Source organism: Fibrobacter sp., from assembly GCF_017545445.1.
Taxonomy (GTDB): Bacteria; Fibrobacterota; Fibrobacteria; order Fibrobacterales; family Fibrobacteraceae; genus Fibrobacter.
In genome coordinates, this window is record NZ_JAFWOM010000121.1 from 1 (window position 1) to 22253 (window position 22253).

A 22253-nucleotide genomic window follows, 5' to 3' on the forward strand; every position below is an offset into this window, starting at 1 on the left:
AGCTTATACAAATTTTTCATAACAAACCACCGCAAAAAAGCTCGCCGCCAACAGGACCCGCAAGCAGTAGAAAAAATGGGTGAGAGCACCATCCAATAAGGATATCACAATCTTATAATAGCTAAAAATATGGCAAAGCGTCAACGATAGCTTTTTTCGGATTGTCGCTTTTGGTCAAGGCAAGCATCGTCGCCTAGAACATAAAAAAGACCCCGCCAAATTTTCTTAGCGAGGTCTTATATAAGCCTATTAACTTTAAGCGTCGTCCTGACGACCTGTCATCCTTGAAACCGTCATCCTGACGACTGCAAGGAGGAAGGATCCAGTAAAATTCCTTAATGCATAAGCTGAAATTGACTGGATCCTGCTCCTACGAACCTAATTCAACTAAGGCAACGAGTTGCCAAGTTTCATATATCACTATCGTTCAGGATGACGATGACGCCCTAGTCTTTTACGCAACGGACAGAGTAACCATAGTTCCTTTGCCCAGTGTATAAATTTGCAATATTGAAGGAGTAGTTCAAACTTATGTAGTACGCATTATCCCCACTAGCTTCAGTAGAACTCCAGAAATCCGTAGTGTAGCCGTCACGGACAAAATCGCCACCATAGTGCCTATAACCAGCAGGCAAGGCAGTAAAGCCGAAAGCATCCGTACCATTATCGTTGTCATACCAACCTCTTTGGGACTTGAGAACCTTACCGGCAGCCCCTTGTCCACCCACCGCACCGAACAAACTTTCCCATTCGTTTTTACTTGGCATGTGCCAGCCAGCAGGACATACTCCCTGCACTGTGTCGGTCAAATTACATCTATTCTTGCCATAACCGCAATCCAACGGATGAATCGAATCAGTAGCAAGCCTTACAGAATCAATCGCAGCAGCCCATGTATACAAGCGCCCCGCAACATCACAAGTGGAAGTATCTTTATTGTCCTTTTTTCCGAAACACCAACTCTTTTCCTTCACGCTTAAATCTTTTTCATCATAATAGTTCAGGTTTTCAGCCATCCAAACTTTATTACCAATTTTAACCGTCTTGTACGTTTGACCATCACGAGTGTCAACAATGGAATCGTATTCGATGTTTGGATTAAAAAAAGATTGTTTCGGGAGACTCCAATCAAAACCAAAGCTGTCATGATTTTCAGAGGATGATGAAGACACAAGAGTCGAAGAAGACGAAGCGACGGAGCTACTGGACACAACTGCACTGCTACTCGATTTTGCCTGGCTACTACTGGACACGACCGCGCTGCTGCTCGATTTTGCAGAGCTGCTGCTGGACTTCGTTTCGTCAACGCTAGAACTTGAAGAAGGTCTTACCGGCGCAGTCGAAGGATCCCCTTTGACGCAACGGACACTTTGTCCATAAGACTTGCTATTCTGATAGATATAAGAATTGGTATAAATGTTGTTTATATTCAAATACCGGCCTTGATCGGCACTGTATTCGGTGGCGCTCCAGTAATAAACATCCGAGCCCACCTTTTGCCAACTAGTTGCAGAAATTTTTCTTCCGGTCGGGAGTGCGGCAAAGCCGTAAAGATCCGTACCGTTATTGTCATCCGTCCCAGCGTAGTCCCACCCGGTCAAAGCCTTGAGAGGCTCGCCAGCTACGCCGCCAGATCCTAACGCCACGCTCAACAACCCCCATTCATAGATTGACGGCAAATGCCAGCCATTAGGGCAAATCCCCTGCACAGCGCGATCAAGTCCGCACTTTTTGCCATAGCCGCAATCCAACGGAGCCTTGGCATCGTTCGCAAGTGCCACCGAGTCAATCGCAGCAGCCCACGTGTAATAACGGCCACCCACCTTGCAATTTTTTTCTTCATTATTGTAGCACCAGTTGCCGCCCTTCAAGCTCGGAGTCTTGACGCTATCGGCATAGTTCAGGTTTTCCGCCATCCACACCTGCGAATAATTCGAGTCTGGCACTTCAATTTTCACGACCTTGTAAACTTTCTTGTCGCGCGGGTCAATCATCGAATCGTATTTGATTTTCGGATTCAGGCGTGCTTCCTTAGGCACATCCCAGCTCCATCCTGTAGAATCTATTTTTGCAGAGCTACTGCTGGACACACTTGTCACGCTAGAACTTGAAGAAGGTCTTACCGGAGCCTTCGAAGGATCCCCTTTGACGCAACGGACACTTTGTCCATAAGACTTGCTATTCTGATAGATATAAGAATTGGTATAAATGTTGTTTATATTCAAATACCGGCCTTGATCGGCATTGTATTCGGTGGCGCTCCAGTAATAAACATCCGAGCCCACCTTTTGCCAACTAGTTGCAGAAATTTTTCTTCCGGTCGGGAGTGCAGCAAAGCCGTATTTATCCGTTCCGTTATTGTTAGGCGTTCCGGCGTAGTCCCACCCGGTCAAGGCCTTGAGTGGCTCGCCAGCTACGCCGCCAGTTCCTAACGCCACGCTCAACAACCCCCATTCATAGATTGACGGCAAATGCCAGCCATCAGGACAAATTCCCTGCACAGCGCGATCAAGTCCGCACTTTTTACCATAGCCGCAATTCAACGGTTCCTTCGAATCTTTCGCCAAGGCAACAGAGTCAATTGCCGCCGCCCAGCTGTAATAACGACCGCCCACCTTGCAATTTTTTTCTTCATTATTGTAGCACCAGTTGCGGCCCTTCAAGCTCGGTGTCTTGACGCTATCGGCATAGTTCAAGTTTTCAGCCATCCACACCTGCGAATAATTCGAGTCTGGCACTTCAATTTTCACGACCTTGTAAACTTTCTTGTCGCGCGGGTCGACCATCGAGTCGTATTTGATTTTCGGATTCAGGCGAGCTTCCTTGGGCACATCCCAGCTCCATTCTTCAGGGATTTTCTGAGCGCCCCCAAACTCTTCAACCACCTCTTCAAATCCAGGAATCTTATCGGACCCGCTCCACTTCTCTAGATTTTCACGGACAGAGTCAAACTTGCCGTCGGCCTTGGCGGTACTTGCCCAATCCGCCATCTTCGTTTTTGCCTTATCGTCGTTCCATTCGCCAGTCTCTGCGATAGACGATGCGAAGTTGTCTATACGGTCAGCCAGTTTCTTGGTATCCAGATCTGATTGCAACAGCACGCTCGTTGCAAGGAGGGTCGCATTTCCATCGCCCTTTTCGTAAATGTTTAAGCCTTCAAACGATTCAAAAAGATTCATCACGCCCAACGAAGCAAGAACTTCCTCTTCGGCCAGCAATTTCGCATTGGCAAAGGACATTTTATTTTTGGAGACGAGATTCATCACGCGCTCGTATTCCAATTCCGTGAGCACGTTGATGTTCACAGACTTTCTATCTTTCAAATCCGTAATCGCATGGAGCGTCAATTTATCCGAAGACTTTTTGCCGGTGACTTCATTCATGTAATAGCCAGACACCTCGAACAACGCACAAGAAGCCGAGAGATTCACGTCGTCAACGCCAAAGTCGCCCTTGTCGCTCTTGACCTTTCCCGTGAATTCCTCATCCGTGAATTTCATCGTCTTGCAGTCAACACCTTGCACTGTCACTGCGGAACCCTTGACAAACGGGCCCTTTTGTGCCAAGCCTGCCACGTCTAAGTTTTTTACAGCGTAAATGCCTTCGCTTTCTTCGCTCGTACCGGCTGTCTTATCGCCAGAACAAGCCCAAAAGGTGGTCCCAAACACGATGGCCACCCAAAAACGATTCCATTTCATCCTTGATTCCATGAGCATACTCTTAACTACTCTCCTTTCTTTTTTGTTTGTACATCCGTATTACCATATTCAATCTTTTCCGTCAGTGGGAAAAATTGAAAGTTCAATCGGCAAATTTTTTCTGGTTTGTTCTCGTCCGCAACGATTGTGATGATTCGCTTGCGGAACGCCGCAATTTCTTCAACGACTTTCGCATAGCTTTCGGCAGTCACGCCCATCGTGATTCCGCTAAAGTGCCGTTCTGAAATCGGGAGTTTGTCCAAGGCGTCTAGCGCAAATTCGCCCATTTGGCGAAGCAGGGAATGCACCGCCACGGCAACCACGTTCAAGCGCCCTGTCGAAAGCGAACGATTCGTTTGGTGATAATTGCCCTTGATATCGCGCGTCAAAAGTCCCGACTTCACGAGAAAATGCAGGCTATCGCTTACATCTGCTGCCGAAATCGCAGGCCTGCAAACCTTTGCAATTTCGTGCGGTTTCGCCCCCGGCATCGCAACAGCCAATTCGCGGACAACGGAATGTTTCCACGTCTCGTAAAACGTGTACATTTCACTGCCGAGAATTTTCACGCGACTAGCCTCGCCAAGCGCCTGCATTTCTTCAAAGCACTTTTTCTTTTCTTTGTCCGTCTTCGCGTTTTCGTAACGCACCATCAAAAGAAAATAATCAAACTCGAAACCCACCAAGCCCATCGCAAGTGCCGTTTTTTTCGCGCTTTCTTCGCGCAAACGCGTTTTTCCGTCACAAACAAGCTTTAAGTACGATCCCGACGCAAATCCGGCATCTTTCGCGAATTCGCGCCACGTAAACGCCGAACAACGCTTGCGTTCTTGGTAATAGTCCAAGACGTATTCGCGATATTTCTTGTATTCTGTAACCGATTTCATCATACTATAAATTTACTTAATTGTCTAGGGCGCTACAAGGTGCTGTGAATTTTTTTATTAAAACAAAATTGCTGATTTTATGCAAATTTCGGCACTTTTTAATCATTTTTAAAGAAAATTTAAAAACATAAAACAAAAATTCAAATCTATGAAACAACGGCTCGCGAAGCAGCCGTTGTTGTTTATTGTATTCGACGATTTTGAATTGTTGTTAGTTGGTATCTTCGATGCAACGGACGGAAAGCCAAGTTCCATCATTTATTCCTGCATATTTTCCTGAACTTAGAATGCGAAATCCATCGATAAACACACCCCAATTGTAAGCTTTTCCGCGATCGTCACGCACATAATCTTCAGCACTCCACCAAGAAGTATAATTACTCGCCCCAAACTCTATAACCGTCGGTAACGCAGAGAATCCGCTTGCATCAGTCGCTTCCGTCCAATGAGCAAAGCCCTTCATCTGCAGCGACGCATAGTCAGTAGCTTCACCCAGAGCGTTCCATTCAGTAGTATCGGGTATATGCCAACCTTCAGGGCAAATACCACGATGCGGTAACGTAATAATAGACCCCACAGAATCAGAAGCCCATTTAGGGTCTATATCCATAGCTGCAGTCCACGAATACAAAGCACCTCCAATTTTGCATTTGTCATCATAATTTTCAACCCAATTATCTCGATAACACCTTAATTGATATTCAGGATTCCAAAAATCATATACAGTTTTTAGGTTTGGAGTTGCAACACTATCTACATATCGCAAATTCTCTGCCATCCAGCGCTTACCCCCAATATACACCGTCTTATAAACTTCGCCATCGCGTTTATCAACCAAGTCATCACCATATTTCGCTTTGGGGTGCATTTCTTTCGTGTAATATTTCGCCTTTTTCTTTTCCCAATCCGCAAGCTTATATTCGTATGGCGATAGGATTGGATGCCAAACCATATTGCTGTTATACAAAGAACAGATATAGTCTATCTTAAAGTCACCCACATCTTCGCAATTCCATACAATGGTGCCGTCGTTCGAATTGCAAAGGCCACCCGTCTTTATTTCCGCACAATTCGCCTTACGCCATCTATAGTCTCCATAATCATCAAAGGGATAATTTCCATGATCGCACACATACAAAACACCATCCCTATCTTCAAATTTTCCCTTTTTCCCTTCCGTGCAAATATGTAACTGGCAAGCACCATCTATACGGCATGCCCTCTCTTCCGTTGTGGTCGCTTCGCGCCAAGCATAGTCTTCGCATACAAAATAAGCATCATTCTGCGTCCCTTTGCGCATTTTGCCATCATTACTGTCTAGGCAAGCCCAGCCATCCGTATTGATTACCACGTTATCATTCACACGTTCCCATTTATAACGTGTGGAATCGCCGTATTCAACGTAACTTATGCAGGAGTAGTAATCGCCATCCGCCGTCTTATGCCTTTGCCCTAAACGTCCCTTGGTACAACCAAATAAACCCAAGGAACAATCATATTCATTTCCCTCGCGCCAACCCTTGTAAACATCGCTCGTGTCATAAACATAGCAACGCCTCGGATTATCAAAAATTTCACCCCACTTGGAATATCCATCGTCTGTCTCGGTCCACAAGCTGGTTTCAATGACCAGATATTCATTGTCAATCAACTCCCAACGGTGCGTTGATTCTTGACACTGGAAATAGCCTCCGTACCGCTTATATCCGACAACTTTCCCATATTTGCCTTTGTTACAACCGCCATACTGTTGCTCGGTGTCATCCGCGAATCGCCAACCCTTGCTGCCATTGCTACCCGTAGAATCAAATACATAGTATTTACCAGTTACACCGCCATTTTTTAGAGCTCCATCCGTCGAATCTTTCCAGCCGAATGTATCCTTTTCAAAGTCGCTTGCAAACATCCAACGATAATGATTCAATGAATCCGCCTTGCAAATAAACCGGGACTTATCATGGGAATCGCTATGATTTCCCTTGGTCGCCCGCTTTACGATACTTAGACTATCTTCGGAACAAACACCCAACCCATATTCCGTTATCCAGAAATGCCGTATGTAATTTTCGAAGTCGGGAACCATTGCCGATATGCCCCAATTCTTGACATTTTCACGAATATCGGTGAGTCGCCCTGCACTATCGGCTATGGCCGCCCAGTCTGCAATTGCCTTGCGCGTAGCCGCATCCCCCCATGAGCCGTCCTTTTCCATGTCAGTCGCAATCTTTGTCAACAGTTCCGAAAGTTCTGCAACCGAACGGTCCCCTTGCAATACCGCCGAAAACGCAAGCAAGGCAGCATCTTCGTCACTAGACCCTGCTAGGTTCAAGTCTTCGGAATTGCTGAAATTTGTCGCATCAATATCTAGCAATGCAAACACTTCCTTTTGAGCTTGTTTCTTGGCGGCACGCACCTTCATCTTCTTCTGCGTAACGAGATAGATAACGCGTTCGTACTCCAAATGCGTCAGCAAGTTCACATTTACGATATTTCGGTCATTCACATCCGTAATTGCAAACAAAGTGAGTTCAGAGTTCGAATTTTGCCCCGTCACTTCGTTGCGATAATAACCCGTCGCTTCAAGCATTACGTATTGGCTCACGAGCATGCGAGCGTTTATCCTGAATTCACCTTTGTCGTTTAAAATTTTACCGTTGAAACTGTTGCCCGTCTGCGTAAGCGTACGACCATCTTCCATTTCACGCACCAGCACCTTGGAACCGTTAAGGAAAGGCCCCTTTTGCGTTACGCCCGAGACCTCGTCTAACGAAATTGCAATTTTTTCGGAATCGAGAGCCGCAGTATCTTGAGCCGTTGTGTCGGAATCTGCCCCCATATAAAGAAGCGTAGAGTCTGAGCCGCAAATCACACGAACTTTTTGTTCGTCGATTTTTTCCATAGAGCAGCCCGTCCCTGCGGCTCCTGCATCACCCTTGTCCCCCTTTTCACCTTGTGCTCCCGTTGCTCCTGTATCGCCTTTGGCTCCCGTTGCTCCGGTTTTTCCAGCAACCCCCTGCTTGCCTTGGACTCCTGTTGCACCAGTATCACCCTTTTCACCCTTGGCTCCATCCTTGCCGTCTTTACCGTCAGCACCATCTTTTCCGTCCTTGCCATTCAACACGACACCGATGGAATCGCCGCCACAGATAATCTTTACACCGCTTTTGTCCTTGAGTTCCTTGGTAGAGCAAGTTGCGGCCACGCTCCCTTCGGTGATGGCATACCACTTGCTATCGGAGCACTTTCTAGGGGTGATTTCGCCCTTGACCCACACCATTTCGCCGTCGTTTCTTTCGTACATTTAGGCAAATCTTTAACTTTGTTCACAACATCCATGTTGAATTGCATCACTTGAGTGATATTTTCAACCGTGCTGTCGTCGCTGCAAGATGCAAAAAGAACAGCAACGACTCCGATGAAAAGTTTGTCAATGATGGTTTTGTAATTCATAAAAAATTCCAATTGTAAAAATGATTAAAAGAGATTGTTATTAATCGGAGTCTTTGATGCAACGGATTGAATATGCATATTTTTTTGAATGATCTGCTTGATAACCAGTACTAAAGTTTCCTTGAGACATTTGTAAATGCCAAATATATGCATATTTTTCATTTATTTCTGAAGCACTAACAAAACTTGCCAAACTTCCAAACTCATATTGACATCCATAACAACGATTAACTGGTAACGCGGAAAAACCGCTATTATTTGTCGCATCAGGCCACAAACGATGTCCCTTCGCCTGCATAGCATATGGATTTTTTACAATTGCATCATACATTATTGACCATTCATCATTATTAGGAATATGCCAGCCATCTGGACAAATTCCTTTATGCGGATTACCAATCAGCCCATCCACTAAATACGGAGAATCATCCAACCACTTATAATGAATATCCATCGCAGCAGTCCAGCTATAATAACGACCACCCTTTAAACAATTTAACGAATCATTGTTATAGCACCAAGATTGACCTTTCAAGTACGGACTTTGGATACTATCGCTATAAGCGAGATTTTCCGCCATCCAAACTTGATTACGAATCTTAATAGTCTTATAAGTACGGCCATCTCGTTTATCTTCAAGAGTCCCATAATCCAAATATTCATTGAACCATTTTTTACCTACAGGATAGTCATATACAATGGTCGTTCGCCAATTAAATGTGTCACAGGTAATGGTATCACCTAAAATCGTTCCCTGCAACAAAGCCGTGCATGCCTTACCGGCCTGTTCTTCACCAGCTTTCGTATCACGCCATTTTTCGTTTTCACAAGCATATCGGGTCGTATTCATCTCTATTCCATAAACAAGATCACCTTCCTTGTAAACTTTATCACCTTCGCCATCTATGGTGCAGCGGTACAAGTAAGTATTGATGTAAACTTCGTCCGTGATTTCCGTCCATTTGTTATTCGAGCAACTATAGTAGCGTCCATCCTTAGACTTACGCATTTCGCCACCACGTTTAGCCGTGCAGCCTAGCAAACCAAGATTACAATCGCTCGTGTTGCCCGTACGCCAACCGTTATATTCCTTAGCTTCGTCCCATACATAGCAAATGCGGTCACCTGGAGTCGCAACTCCAATAGAATCACCCCACTTGACCTTGCCATCTGTGGAATCAGGCCAGTATTGCGTGTCAATCAGCAGATAATCAACTTCGCGTTCCCAAATATGCGATGCTTTTTTGCAAGTATAGTAGTACGCATAAACTTTATCTGTACGAATAGAATCGTAAAGCGCTTCACGGCAACCGCCATACTGTTTTTCAATGGATTCCGCTTCACGCCAACCAGCAATTCCGTTAAAAGAACCAAGCTTATCGAACACATAAACCTTGCCGGTCACACTACCATTTTTGAGTACACCGTCAGTCGAGTCTTTCCATCCGTACGTATCCTTTTCAAGATCACTTGCAATCACCCAACGAAGGTCGTTTGCGGTTGATCCCTCTGCAGCGTCCTTGCAAATGTAGCGAGTCTTAGTTCCTTTCTGTTTGCCTGCGGTCGCAGCTTTGACTGTTCCTGTCTTTTTCGCAGTACAGCTATCTAAGCCGTATTCCTTGTACCAGAAGTTGCGTACAAACTGTTCGAAATTCGGTACTTTAGAAGACAAGCCCCAGCCAGCTACGTTATTGCGAATCGTCGCGAGTTTGCCCGCACTATCCGCGTCGGCACTCCATTCCGCAATCTTCATGCGAGTCGTTGCGTCATCCCACGTTCCGTCCTTTTCCATGTCGTTTGCAATCGTCTGCAAAAGCGTGGTGAGGTCCGCCACGGAGCGGTCGCCTTGGAACATAAGAGAAAACGCGAGCAAAGCACCGTCTTCGTCGGAACTGCCAGCGATGTTCAAGTCTTCGGAGTTGCTGAAATCCGTCGCGTCAATGTTCAGCAGGCCGAACACTTCTTTCTGGGCCTGTTTCTTGGCTGCACGGACTTTCATCTTCTTTTGCGTCACCAAGTAAATTACACGTTCATATTCCAAATGCGTGAGCAAGTTGATGTTTACGATGTTGCGGTCGTTCACGTCGGTAATCGCGAACAGAGTAAGCTCCGAATTGGAATTTTGCCCCGTCACCTCATTGCGATAATAGCCGGTCGCTTCGAGCATTACGTACTGGCTCACGAGCATACGAGCGTTTATCTTGAATTCACCCTTGTCGTTCATGATTTTTCCGTTAAAGCTGTTGCCTGTCTGCGTAAGCGTGCGGCCATCTTCCATTTCACGGACAAGCACCTTGGACCCCATCAGGAACGGGCCTTTCTGCGTTACACCGGAAACTTCATCCAAAGAAACTGCAATCTTCTCGGAATCAAGCGGGGCAATTTCGCCGCCGCCGGAGCCGCTACCTTGCCCCAAATCAATCGTTGTCGATTTGTCACCGCAAGTAATCGTGACAACAGTTCCTTCCTTAGCCAATGTACAGCCCGTGCCGTCATCACCATCTTTACCGTTGGTGCCGTTTGTTCCATTTTTTCCATCCGCACCCTTCTTTCCGTTAAGTACAACGCCCACGGAATCGCCGTTGCACAGCACTTTCAGGCCGCTATTGTCCGCAAGCGTAACCGCCGTGCAACTCGCTCCATCAGCACCTTTTGCGCCATCCTTGCCGTTAGTTCCGTTTTTGCCATCAGTACCATTTTTACCATCTTTTCCAGCCGCACCCGTATCGCCTTTGTCGCCCTTTTCACCTTGAATGCCCTGTGCACCATCCTTGCCGTCTTTTCCATCGACACCATTCTTTCCGTCTTTACCGTCGGCACCATCTTTTCCATTTTTACCGTTCAGCACAACGCCCACGGAATCGCCGCCGCAGATAATCTTGACACCGCTTTTATCCTTGAGTTCCTTTGTCGTGCAAGTTGCAGCCACGCTTCCTTCGGCGACAGCGTACCACTTGCTATCGGTGCATTTTCTGGGAGCGTACTCGCCCTTGACCCACACCATTTCGCCATCGTTGTCCTTTTTGCATTTTGGGAGCTTGGAAACATCCGAAATGACTTCGATGCCACTCTGGTTCACCTGCGTAATGTTTTCTACCGTTGAATCTTCGCCGCAAGCGGTAACGAGGAGAGACGCTAAAAATGCGAGGGTCCCTATCGCAAAATGTTTATGCAAGACATTATGGACCCTATCGCAAATGTTTTTCAAGACATAATGGTTTCTATCGGCACTCCGTGCCTCCAGAGTGACAAACTTCCATAGTGACATTTTCTTTTGAGTGGTGTTCGTGGGTTTCATGCTGCGGTTCCTTGTTCTGTAAAAAATACGAACCTATAATAGCAAAATGTAACGCAAGATGTCTGCATCAACTTATAATTGAATTATCCCCCCCATTTTCACTTTACCAAATCTGCGCATTTTTATGAGATTTGGTAAAATAACTACAGCACATCATCAGATATATAGTTTATACCCACCCCCTCAACTAAGGCTTTACAGGGTCGTCTTGAAAGCAACGGACTGCGGCGCCTATACTCTTGTCATAGCGACCGATGCCGCTGCCACTGAAGCCAAATCCCAGCCCGCCCATACCCAAGTACCAAAGGTTGGCGTAAACGCTACCATAGCTACTGTCCTCAGAAGCGCTCCATAAAACTGCGCCAGTACCGAGGCCGTAGGTATATACATGGTCATCGTAACCGACAGGGAGCGCGGAGAACCCGCTAGCGTCCGTTGCCGTGGTCCATTCGCTAAAGCCTGTCATCTGCAAATCCGCATAGTCAATACCACTGAACAATTCAATCCATTCTGTACGATTTGGCACATGCCAGCCTTTAGGGCAAATTCCTTGATGTGGGTTATTTATCAAAGTTTCAGCACTATTCGAATTCCACTGACTATTCAAATTCATCGCCGCAGTCCACGTATAATAGACACCTCCAATCTCGCAGTTTTTCACATCGTCAACAAAGCAACTAATCTGATACTTTAAATTGGGCACGGTAGCACTGTCCGCATAACGAAGATTCTCGGCAAACACACGCTTTCCATTGACAACAATGGTCCTATATGTCTTAAGGTCACGTGGATCCGTAATCATTGAATCGGAATTTACCTTGGCAACCACAGCCGCCGCATTGTAGGCATTTCGTTTTCTATTCCAGTCATCCAATGTATAATCATACGGGTGTTTTACCGCATGCCAACGACTATCGGAACACACGTAATCAACGTCAAATCCGCTTTCGCCCCCAATTCGTTCACATGCAGGCACTAAAGAGTAGTCATTTGCAACGCACAATCCCTTTATTTTTTCAGCACAGTTGAGTTCGTGCCAGTTACCCCTATCACATATATACATAACACCGTCACGACTTTCTGTCAATCCCTGCAAGCCCTCTGTACACAAGCGGCATACGCCTTCGTTACGGCACGCAAGTTCTTGCTCTACCGTAACCTGATACCAAACATGGCCATTACATACATAGTAAGTATTTTCATTTTCACAAAGCATCATGACCCCAGCACGTCTCATTGTACACCCCTGCAAGCCGAGCGTGCAATCATAATCGTTTCCCGTACGCCATCCCCTGTAAGCGGCACTAGTATCATACACATAACAGATGCGGTCGCCAGGCATTACAGATACAACCCCGATACTGTCGCCCCACTTGGATAAGCCATCATCGCCTGCGGGCCACCCTTGCGTATCAATCATCAAGCTGTCGTTCGTAAGCACCCACTTGTGCACACCCTTCTGACATTGGTAGTAGCCAGTTTCGTCAACGCTCTCACTCCGATAGCTGCGAATTTTCGAATACAAGCTATCAACACAGCCGCCGTAAATATTTTCAACAGCTACCGCCAATCGCCATCCCTTGACACCATTCATACTACCCGTTTTGTCAAACACGTATTTTTTTCCTGTCATGGCACCGTTCTTGAGAGCACCATCGGTCGTGTCTTTCCATCCATAAGTATCTTTTTCGAACTCTGACGCAATCACCCAGCGAAGATCATTAGCAGTCAAACCCTCAGCAGCGACCTTGCAAATGTAGCGAGTCTTTGTCCCTTTTTGCTTGCCTGCAGAAGCAGCTTTCATGACACCTTCTTTCTTAGCGGTGCAACTGTCTAGACCATATTCCTTGTACCAGAAGTTGCGTACAAACCTTTCGAAATTCGGAACTTCAGAAGACAATCCCCAATCAGCCACGTTATTTCGAATTGTATCAAGCCTGCCCGCACTGTCGGCATCGGCACTCCATTCCGCAATTTTCATGCGGGTCGTTGCATCATCCCATGTCCCGTCCTTTTCCATATCGTTCGCAACCGATTGAAGGTGAGTCGTAAGGTCTGCTACAGAACGGTCTCCCTGAAACATCAACGAGAATGCGAGCAAAGCACCGTCTTCATCACTTGAACCTGCAATGTTTAAATCTTCGGAATTGCGGAAGTCCGTCGCGTCAATGTACAACAGCCCAAACACTTCTTTCTGAGCCTGTTTCTTGGCTGCACGAACTTTCATCTTCTTTTGCGTGACCAAGTAAATCACGCGTTCATATTCCAAATGCGTGAGCAAGTTGATGTTCGCAATGTTGCGGTCATTTACATCGGTAATTGCAAATAAGGTCAGTTCAGAACTTGAATTTTTGCCAGTTACTTCATTGCGGTAATAACCAGTCGCTTCGAGCATCACGTACTGGCTTACGAGCATGCGAGCGTTTATCTTAAATTCACCCCTGTCATTCAAAATTTTTCCGTTGAAACTGTTCCCCGTTTGCGTAAGCGTGCGACCATTTTCCATTTCACGCACGAGCACCTTGGAACCCTTCAGGAACGGGCCTTTTTGAATCACGCCGGAGATCTCGTCCAAAGATATTGCAATTTTTTCGGAGTCAAGCACGACAGTATCTTGCGTCGTCCCGCCAGAAGCACTGCCTGTATAGAGAATCGTGGAATCCTTTCCGCAAATCACGCGGACAGACAGTTCGTCAATCGTTTCCACTGAGCAACCTGTACCAGTCGCCCCCGTATCCCCCTTGTCACCTTTGCCACCCGTTGCACCGGTATCACCATTTTCACCCTTGGCTCCTGTCGCTCCAGTATCGCCTTTGTCGCCTTTCTCGCCTTTAGCACCCGTTGCACCGGTATCACCCACGTCTCCTTTCTCGCCTTTAGCTCCGGTCGCTCCTGTTGCACCCGTTTTTCCAGTAACACCTTGCTTACCCTGAGCACCAGTTGCACCAGAGTCGCCTTTGTCACCCTTTTCGCCCTTGGCTCCATCCTTGCCGTCTTTACCATCGGCACCGTCTTTTCCGTCCTTGCCGTTCAGCACAACGCCAATGGAATCGCCACCGCAAATAATTTTTACGCCACTGCCATCCTTGAGTTCCTTGGAGGAGCAAGTTGCAGCCACGCTCCCTTCGGCAACGGCGTACCACTTGCTATCGGAGCATTTTCTGGGAGCATACTCGCCCTTGACCCAGACCATTTCACCGTCATTGTCCTTTTTGCATTTAGGGAGCTTGGAAACATCCGAAATGACTTCGATGTTGCTTTGGTTCACCTGAGTGATGTTTTCTACCGTAGAATCCTCGCCGCAAGACGCAAAGAGAATCGCAATGGCCCCTATCGCCACGATGTGGCTCCAGGGTGACATGTTAGAGGGTGACATTTTCTTTTGGACGGTATTCGTGGGTTTCATGGCATTTCCCCTTGTCGTTCTAAAAAACATGGAGTTCCCTCAACTAAGGTTTTACAGGGGAGTCCTGAAAACAACGGACAGCCATGTGATTGTACTTCCTTCCCTTTTCAAAGCCATCATTGCGGGAGGAAAGTCCAGCAGCAGCATCATACAAGTACCAAACTTTGGCATAATAGTAACCGTCCTCAGTGGCACTCCAAAAGCCGGCCGATGAACCATTGCTGAAAGCATTCTCTCCGTAGGCGCCTACTGGAAGCGCAGTAAACCCGCTAGCGTCCGTTGCCGTGTTCCATCTGCTAAAGCCAATCATCTGCTGATCCGCATAGTCAACACCACTGAACAATTCCATCCATTCTGTACCACTCGGCACATGCCAGCCTTCAGGGCAAATTCCTTGATGCGGATCCTTTATCAAAGTTTCAGCACTGTACGAACCCCACTGACCATTCAAATTCATCGCCGCCGTCCAAGTATAATAGCCACCTCCAATCTCGCAGTTTTTCGCCTCGTCACCATAGCAACGAATCTGTCGCCCCCTTAAATTGTGCACGGCAGCACTGTCCGCATAACGCAAATTCTCCGCAAATACACGTTTTCCATTAATGACAACAGTCCTATATACATTATTATCGCGTGGATCGGTAACCATCGAATCAGAATGCAACTTAGCTTTCACCGCTGCCGCATTATAAGCATCTCTCTTTTTATTCCACTGAGCAAGCGTGTACTCAAATGGACTTTCTACTGCATGCCAATGACCCTCAGAACAAATGTAATCTATATCGAAGCCCCCCACTTTCTCGCAAGCTTCTACAAGGGAACTGTCATTTTTAGTGCAAACACCCTTCAATTTTTCAGCACAGTTGAACTCGCGCCAGTTATACCAGCCATCCAAATCACATACATACATAACACCGTCACGATTTTCAGTCAATCCCAGCATGCCCTCTGTACACAAGCGACATACACCTTCGTTACGGCACGCAAGTTCTGCGCCTACACCAGCCAAACCCCAATAATGTCCATCGCATACATAATAAGTATTTTCATTTTTATTGAGCATCATGATCCCTGCACGTCCCATTGTGCACCCCTGCAAGCCGAGCGTGCAGTCGCGGTCGTTTCCCATACGCCACCCCCTGTAAGCAGCACTAGTATCATACACATAACAGATGCGGTCGCCATACGTTACAGATACAACCCCAATGCTATCGCCCCACTTGGATAAACCATCATCGCCTTTAGGGCATCCTTGCGTATCAATCATCAGGTTGTCATCCGTAAGCACCCACTTGTGCACATCCTTCTGACATTGGTAGTAACCAGCTTCGTATTCATTCTCACTCCGATAACTACGAATTTTCGAATACAAGCTATCAACACAGCCTCCGTAAGTATTTTCAACAGCTACAGCCAACCGCCATCCTTTGGTGCCATTCATACTACCCGTTTTGTCAAACACGTATTTTTTCCCTGTCATGGAGCCGTTCTTGAGAGCACCATCGGTCGTGTCTTTCCACCCATAAGTATCTTTTTCGAGGTCAGACGCAATCACCCAGCGAAGATCATTAGCAGTCACCCCCTCAGTAGCGTCCTTGCAGATGTAGCGAGTCTTAGTCCCTTTTTGCTTGCCCGCAGAAGCGGCTTTCACTGTTCCTGCCTTTTTCGCAGTGCAACTGTCTAGACCATATTCCTTGTACCAGAAGTTACGTACAAACTGTTCGAAATTTGGAACTTTGGAAGACAATCCCCAGCCAGCCACGTTATTGCGAATTGAATCAAGCCTGCCAGCACTGTCGGCATCGGCACTCCATTCCGCAATTTCCATGCAAGTCGTTGCATCATCCCATGTTCCATCCATTTCCAAACCGTTCGCCACCGTCTGCAAGAGAGCGGTAAGGTCCGCCACGGAGCGGTCGCCTTGGAACATCAACGAGAATGCAAGCAAAGCGCCGTCTTCGTCGGAACTGCCCGCGATATTCAAGTCTTCGGAGTTGCTGAATTCCGTCGCGTCAATGCCCAACAGCCCAAATACTTCTTTCTGGGCCTGTTTCTTGGCTGCACGGACTTTCATTTTCTCTTGCGTGACCAAGTAAATCACACGTTCATATTCCAAATGCGTGAGCAAGTTGATATTCACGACGTTGCGGTCGTTCACGTCCGTAATTGCAAACAACGTCAACTCTGAATTGGAATTTTGCCCCGTCACTTCGTTGCGGTAATAGCCGGTCGCTTCGAGCATCACGTACTGGCTCACGAGCATGCGGGCATTTATCTTAAATTCGCCATTGTCGTTCAAAATTTTTCCGTTGAAACTGTTACCCGTCTGCGTGAGCGTGCGTCCATCTTCCATTTCACGGACAAGAACTTTAGACCCCATCAGGAAAGGGCCTTTCTGCGTCACGCCGGAAACCTCGTCTAATGAAATCGCAATTTTTTCAGAGTCGAGCACGACAGTGTCTTGCGTCGTCTCGCTAGGAGCGCTACCAGTATAGAGAATCGTGGAATCATTTCCGCAAATCACACGGACAGACTGTTCGTCAATCGTTTCCATTAAGCAATCTGCACCAGCCGCACCCGTATCGCCCTTTTCACCTTTGTTGCCAGTTGCACCGGTATCACCTTTTTCGCCCCTGGCTCCAGTCGCACCAGTATCACCCTTGTCGCCTTTCTCGCCTTGAGCACCCGTCGCACCGGTATCACCCTTGTCACCTTTTGCCCCAGTTGCTCCTGTCGCTCCTGTCGCACCCGTTTTTCCAGCAACGCCTTGCTTACCCTGAGCACCAGTTGCACCAGTGTCGCCTTTGTCACCCTTTTCGCCCTTGGCTCCATCCTTGCCGTCTTTGCCATCGGCACCGTCTTTTCCGTCCTTGCCGTTCAGCACAACGCCAATGGAATCGCCACCGCAAATAATTTTTACGCCACTGCCATCCTTGAGTTCCTTGGTGGAGCAGGTTGCGGCCACGCTCCCTTCGGCGACAGCGAACCACTTGCTATTGGAACACTTTCTAGGGGTGACTTCGCCCTTGACCCACACCATTTCACCGTCATTGTCTTTATTGCATTTGGGGAGCTTGGAGACATCCGAGATGACTTCGATGCCGCTCTGGTTCACCTGAGTGATATTTTCTACCGTTGAATCCTCACCGCAAGATGCAAGGAGAATCGCAATGGCCCCTATCGCCACGATGTGGCTCCAGGGAGACACCCGTCTGTCATTCTGGAACGACCGTAGGGAGTGATAGAATCCATGGATCCTATCGGGTTTCACCCTCCAGGATGACATGTTACAGGGTGACATTTTCTTTTGGGTGTTGTTCGTGGATTTCATGGCATTTCCCCTTGTCGTTCTAAAAATCAGTTCTATAACAGCTAAAAGTAAAGCAATCACAAAATGAGCCGGAAGCGTCAGCAACAGCACGTTACCGAGCTTGCACATAGTTTATATATACTCCAAGTGATGAGCATCAGAAGGAGGAATATTCCAGCGTAACGCATATAGCGGCGAGTAGCATCCCAGCACATGGATTTAAGTATGTTCGATTCTTCATTTACTTTGGAGCGAACTCCGCAAGCTGCAATGAGCGTGTATTTGATTTCACTACAAGATTCTTCGGCATTCTTGTCTCCCGTCAGCTGCTTCTGCAAAATTTTGCGGATATTCTCTTCCGTCGAATTTGGGATAAGATATGTGGGACGGAATCCTTCTAGCATGAACGCAGACGCTATGACAAGGCTGAGCAAGCACATCGCGGCAAGAACGAGGTTGAAAACGAAGATATTTGAATCTGAATCTATGTCCAAAGCCAGATTTGTAAGATAAAAGAACGCACCATACATGGAAACTATTGTCGCGGTCACAGAAAGCATGGATTGATTTTCCTGATTGCGGAGTTCGTAAGAATATCCGAGATTCTTGCGTGCCTCTTCAAGCAAAGTTTTCGTGAGGTCACTCGCTTTATCTGAATCAGCCTTTTTGTTTGCCCCCCGCATCAAATCGACAAACTCATCATTTTGCCTTTTCGCCTCCACCTTGCGTTGCTCTGGATCGTCACGCAAAACTTTGACGAACGTCTCGACATCCCTGAGGAAATCATCTTTACAGCAGATAACATATACAATTATGCAACCCAGCAGAATTGCAGGATAGATGTATTGGCAAAAAGGCATAAGATGCTCCTTTGGTTAGGGTTCTACAGGGTCGTCTTCGACGCAACGGACGGAATAATGTTCGTAAATATCAATATCATAATTTGTTATTTCTGTTATTTCTGGTTTAATTACAATTAAACTTCCTTTGTAAAAATCTCCATTTTTACTCACATTCGATGAAAGATATTCAGCCCACCAACGTCCAAAAGATTCTTTTTCAGGAAAAACTGAAAAGCCAAATTCATCAGATGCATTCCACCAATCAAAAAGCAACTTGTTTACCATCAAATCAGAAGAAGACTTTGCCTTTTGTAATACTGTATTCCATTCCGTTGTATCTGGGATATGCCACCCCGAAGGGCATAGTTCTAGATTTGTCGTATCATGACTATCCAATAAGTTTGTCGCTCTCCATGAATATGATACATGTAAAGTGTCGAATCTATCATCACTTCTGCGAACGGCATCAATATAATCTGCTAATTTTTTATCTTGATAACGCAAATCTTCCGCCATCCATCGTTTCCCATTTATAAAGACTGTTTTATAGACATTCCCATCACGTTTGTCTACCAAATCATCGCCATATGTTGCTTGGGGATGATATATTGAAGAATAATATTCTTTCTTTTTCTCATTTTTTTGTTTATCTGTCAGCGAATTTAAATCGACAAATTGAGGCTTATAGTTTTCAACGCACCGAACAGAGAATTTATCAGAACCCTGAGCTCCATATATGTCGTAAAAAGGAGTTGTAATACGAGTTCCATTCTTATATTTTGTACTCCAGAAAAATGCACCATCTCCTCCATCATAAAAACCGTCCAAATTTACATTCCAATTCCAATCAAGACCTAGCCTTCCTAAAGGAAAAACGGAAAAGCCCAAAGCGTCCGTATAATCGCCATAATCGTCATGATTATATGCCGAATAATGAAACCCAGTCGCCATCAAAGAATTGCGGCCTTTGTTGTTCAGAATACGCCATTCAGTAACATTTGGAATATGCCAGCCATTGGGGCATATTCCCTGATGAGAATCTTCAACAAGCGATTGAGCGTTTTCATTTAACCATTTGCTATCCATATCCATCGCTGCGGTCCAAGAATAAAAACGACCGCCAATCTCACAATTCTTTTTATCTTCATGATAAATTAATTCACATTTAGAATTGTCTAAATCATTTGATAATTTGCAAGAACGACCAAAACAATATGACTGTCCCTTAAGATTAACCGTAGCATTGCTATCGGCATAACGTAAATTTTCCGCCATCCATCGCAATCCATTTATATAAACCGTCTTATAGACATTTTCGTCTCGTTTGTCTATTAAATCATCTCCATAGTTTGCATCTGGATGCTTTTTTGCTGTATAGAATTCAGCCATTTTCTTATTCCAGTTTTCAAGAGTATATTCAAACGGATGACGAATTTGATGCCAAACTAATTTATATTCTTGCCATGGGTCATGCGAGCAAACATAATCTACCTTAAATTTGCCACCGGGGGCATCTTCACATTCCCATACCACGGCACTGTCGTTTGCAGTGCAAAGGCTTTCCATTTTAGCTTCGGCACAGTTCGGAGTTCGCCATGTTTTTTCGTCACAAACCAGCTGATTGCCTTCATGTTTCCAGAATGCACCCTGTCGTGCTTCCGTGCAGGCTTCGCAAAGCCCGTCGTTCTTGCACGTCAATTCTTCATTTGTCGTTGCTTCTCGCCAAGCGTTTTCATCGCACACAAAATATACGCTTGTGTTGTACAGTCCCAACTTCATTTCGCCGGCATTGCTATCGAGACAAGCCCAGCCTATCGTGTTATACTGCACACGGTCAGAGACCTTGGTCCAGATGTTGTTAGCACAATTGTAGAAGTTGCCGTCCGTAGCCTCGTTCATGCGGCCCGCCCTGCCTGCCGTGCACCCCATAAGGCCCAAGGTGCAATCGTTGTCGTTGCCTTTACGCCAGCCATTGTAAGCGGCACTTGTGTCATACACATAGCAAATCTTGTTTCCGTATGTCACAACGCCGATGGAGTCTCCCCATTTGGCATAGCCGTCCTCGCCTTCGGTCCATTGCTGGGTATCAATAAGCAGGTTGTTGTTCACCAGTTCCCACCTATGGCTCGCCTTCTGGCACTGGTAGAAGCCCCCGTTATACGTATCGCGGCGAATTTCACCATAAACAGCCTTGCGGCAGCCACCATACAGTTGTTCCACGTCATTCGCAATTCGCCAACCCATGCTGCCATTGTACGAACCCGTGGAGTCGAATACATACTTTGTTCCTGTCACAGAGCCGTTCTTGAGTGCACCGTCGGTCGAATCTTTCCAGTTGTAAATATCTTTTTCAAAATCACCTGCGATTTGCCAGCGGCTATCGCGACAAACGTAACGAGTCCTTGTCCCTTCTTGCTTGCCTGCAGTCGCAGCTTTCACCCTGCCGACGCTATCAACGGTGCAACTGTCAAGGCCATATTCCTTGTACCAGAAGGCGCGCACATACTGTTCAAAATTCGGAACAGTGCTCGAAAGGTTCCACCCCCTTACATTGTTACGGATTGTTGCAAGTCTGCCGGCACTGTCGGCATCGGCACTCCATTCCGCAATCTTCATGCGAGTTGTAGCATCGTCCCATGTTCCGTCTTTTTCCATGTCGTTCGCCACCGTCTGCAAGAGAGCCGTAAGGTCCGCCACGGAGCGGTCGCCCTGGAACATCAAGGAGAACGCAAGCAGAGCACCATCTTCGTCGCTTGCCCCTGCAATATTCAAGTCTTCGGAGTTGCTGAAGTCCGTCGCGTCAATGCCAAACAACCCAAACACTTCTTTCTGTGCCTGTTTCTTGGCGGCACGGACCTTCATCTTCTTTTGCGTCACAAGGTAAACAACGCGTTCATATTCCAAGTGTGTCAGCAGGTTCACATTCACGATGTTTCGGTCGTTCACGTCCGTAATCGCAAACAAAGTGAGTTCAGAACTTGAATTTTGCCCCGTCACTTCGTTGCGGTAATAACCGGTCGCTTCAAGCATCACGTACTGGCTCACGAGCATGCGAGCGTTTATCTTGAATTCACCATTGTCGTTCAGAATCTTGCCGTTAAATGAATTACCCGTCTGCGTCAGGGTGCGGCCATCTTCCATTTCACGCACAAGCACCTTGGACCCCATCAGGAACGGACCTTTCTGCGTCACGCCGGAAACTTCATCCAAAGAAACTGCAATCTTTTCGGAATCAAGCGGAGCGATTTCACTGCTTCCGGAGCCGCTACCTTGCCCCACATCGATCGTAGTCGAATTTTCGCCGCAAGTAATCGTGACGACTGTTCCTTCCTTTGTCATGGAACAGCCCGTGCCGTCATCGC

At 46.6% G+C, this 22253-nt stretch carries 8 protein-coding genes; all 8 read right to left on the bottom strand.

From position 1 onward, the window contains the following. Window positions 1-446: 446 nt before the first annotated feature. The gene (locus IKG78_RS13405; protein WP_290944338.1) at window positions 447-3698 is read right to left on the bottom strand and encodes a fibrobacter succinogenes major paralogous domain-containing protein; all 3252 of its coding nucleotides are present in this window, start codon (window positions 3696-3698) and stop codon (window positions 447-449) included. 26 nt (window positions 3699-3724) lie between these two features. Then, window positions 3725-4588 carry a TIGR02147 family protein gene (locus tag IKG78_RS13410; RefSeq protein WP_290944340.1) on the bottom strand — a complete coding sequence of 288 codons (864 nt, stop codon included), beginning with the start codon at window positions 4586-4588 and terminating at the stop codon, window positions 3725-3727. Window positions 4589-4796: 208 nt separating this feature from the next. After that, window positions 4797-7886, bottom strand: coding sequence for an FISUMP domain-containing protein (locus IKG78_RS13415; protein WP_290944342.1), 3090 nt, complete (start codon window positions 7884-7886; stop codon window positions 4797-4799). Window positions 7887-8075: 189 nt separating this feature from the next. After that, a complete protein-coding gene (locus IKG78_RS13420; protein WP_290944344.1) occupies window positions 8076-11333 on the bottom strand; it encodes an FISUMP domain-containing protein in 3258 nt (1085 codons plus the stop codon). Between the two features lie 187 nt (window positions 11334-11520). Further along, the gene (locus IKG78_RS13425; RefSeq protein ID WP_290944346.1) at window positions 11521-14739 is read right to left on the bottom strand and encodes an FISUMP domain-containing protein; all 3219 of its coding nucleotides are present in this window, start codon (window positions 14737-14739) and stop codon (window positions 11521-11523) included. A 43-nt stretch (window positions 14740-14782) separates the two neighbouring features. After that, window positions 14783-17926: an FISUMP domain-containing protein gene (locus tag IKG78_RS13430; protein WP_290944348.1), complete on the bottom strand. Its 3144-nt coding sequence runs from the start codon at window positions 17924-17926 to the stop codon at window positions 14783-14785. Window positions 17927-18147: 221 nt separating this feature from the next. After that, window positions 18148-18909 (bottom strand): hypothetical protein, encoded by a 762-nt coding sequence (locus IKG78_RS13435; protein ID WP_290944350.1) that lies wholly within the window; start codon window positions 18907-18909, stop codon window positions 18148-18150. 15 nt (window positions 18910-18924) lie between these two features. Next, the coding region (locus IKG78_RS13440) for an FISUMP domain-containing protein (protein WP_290944352.1) at window positions 18925-22253 on the bottom strand (3329 nt) is incomplete at its 5' end.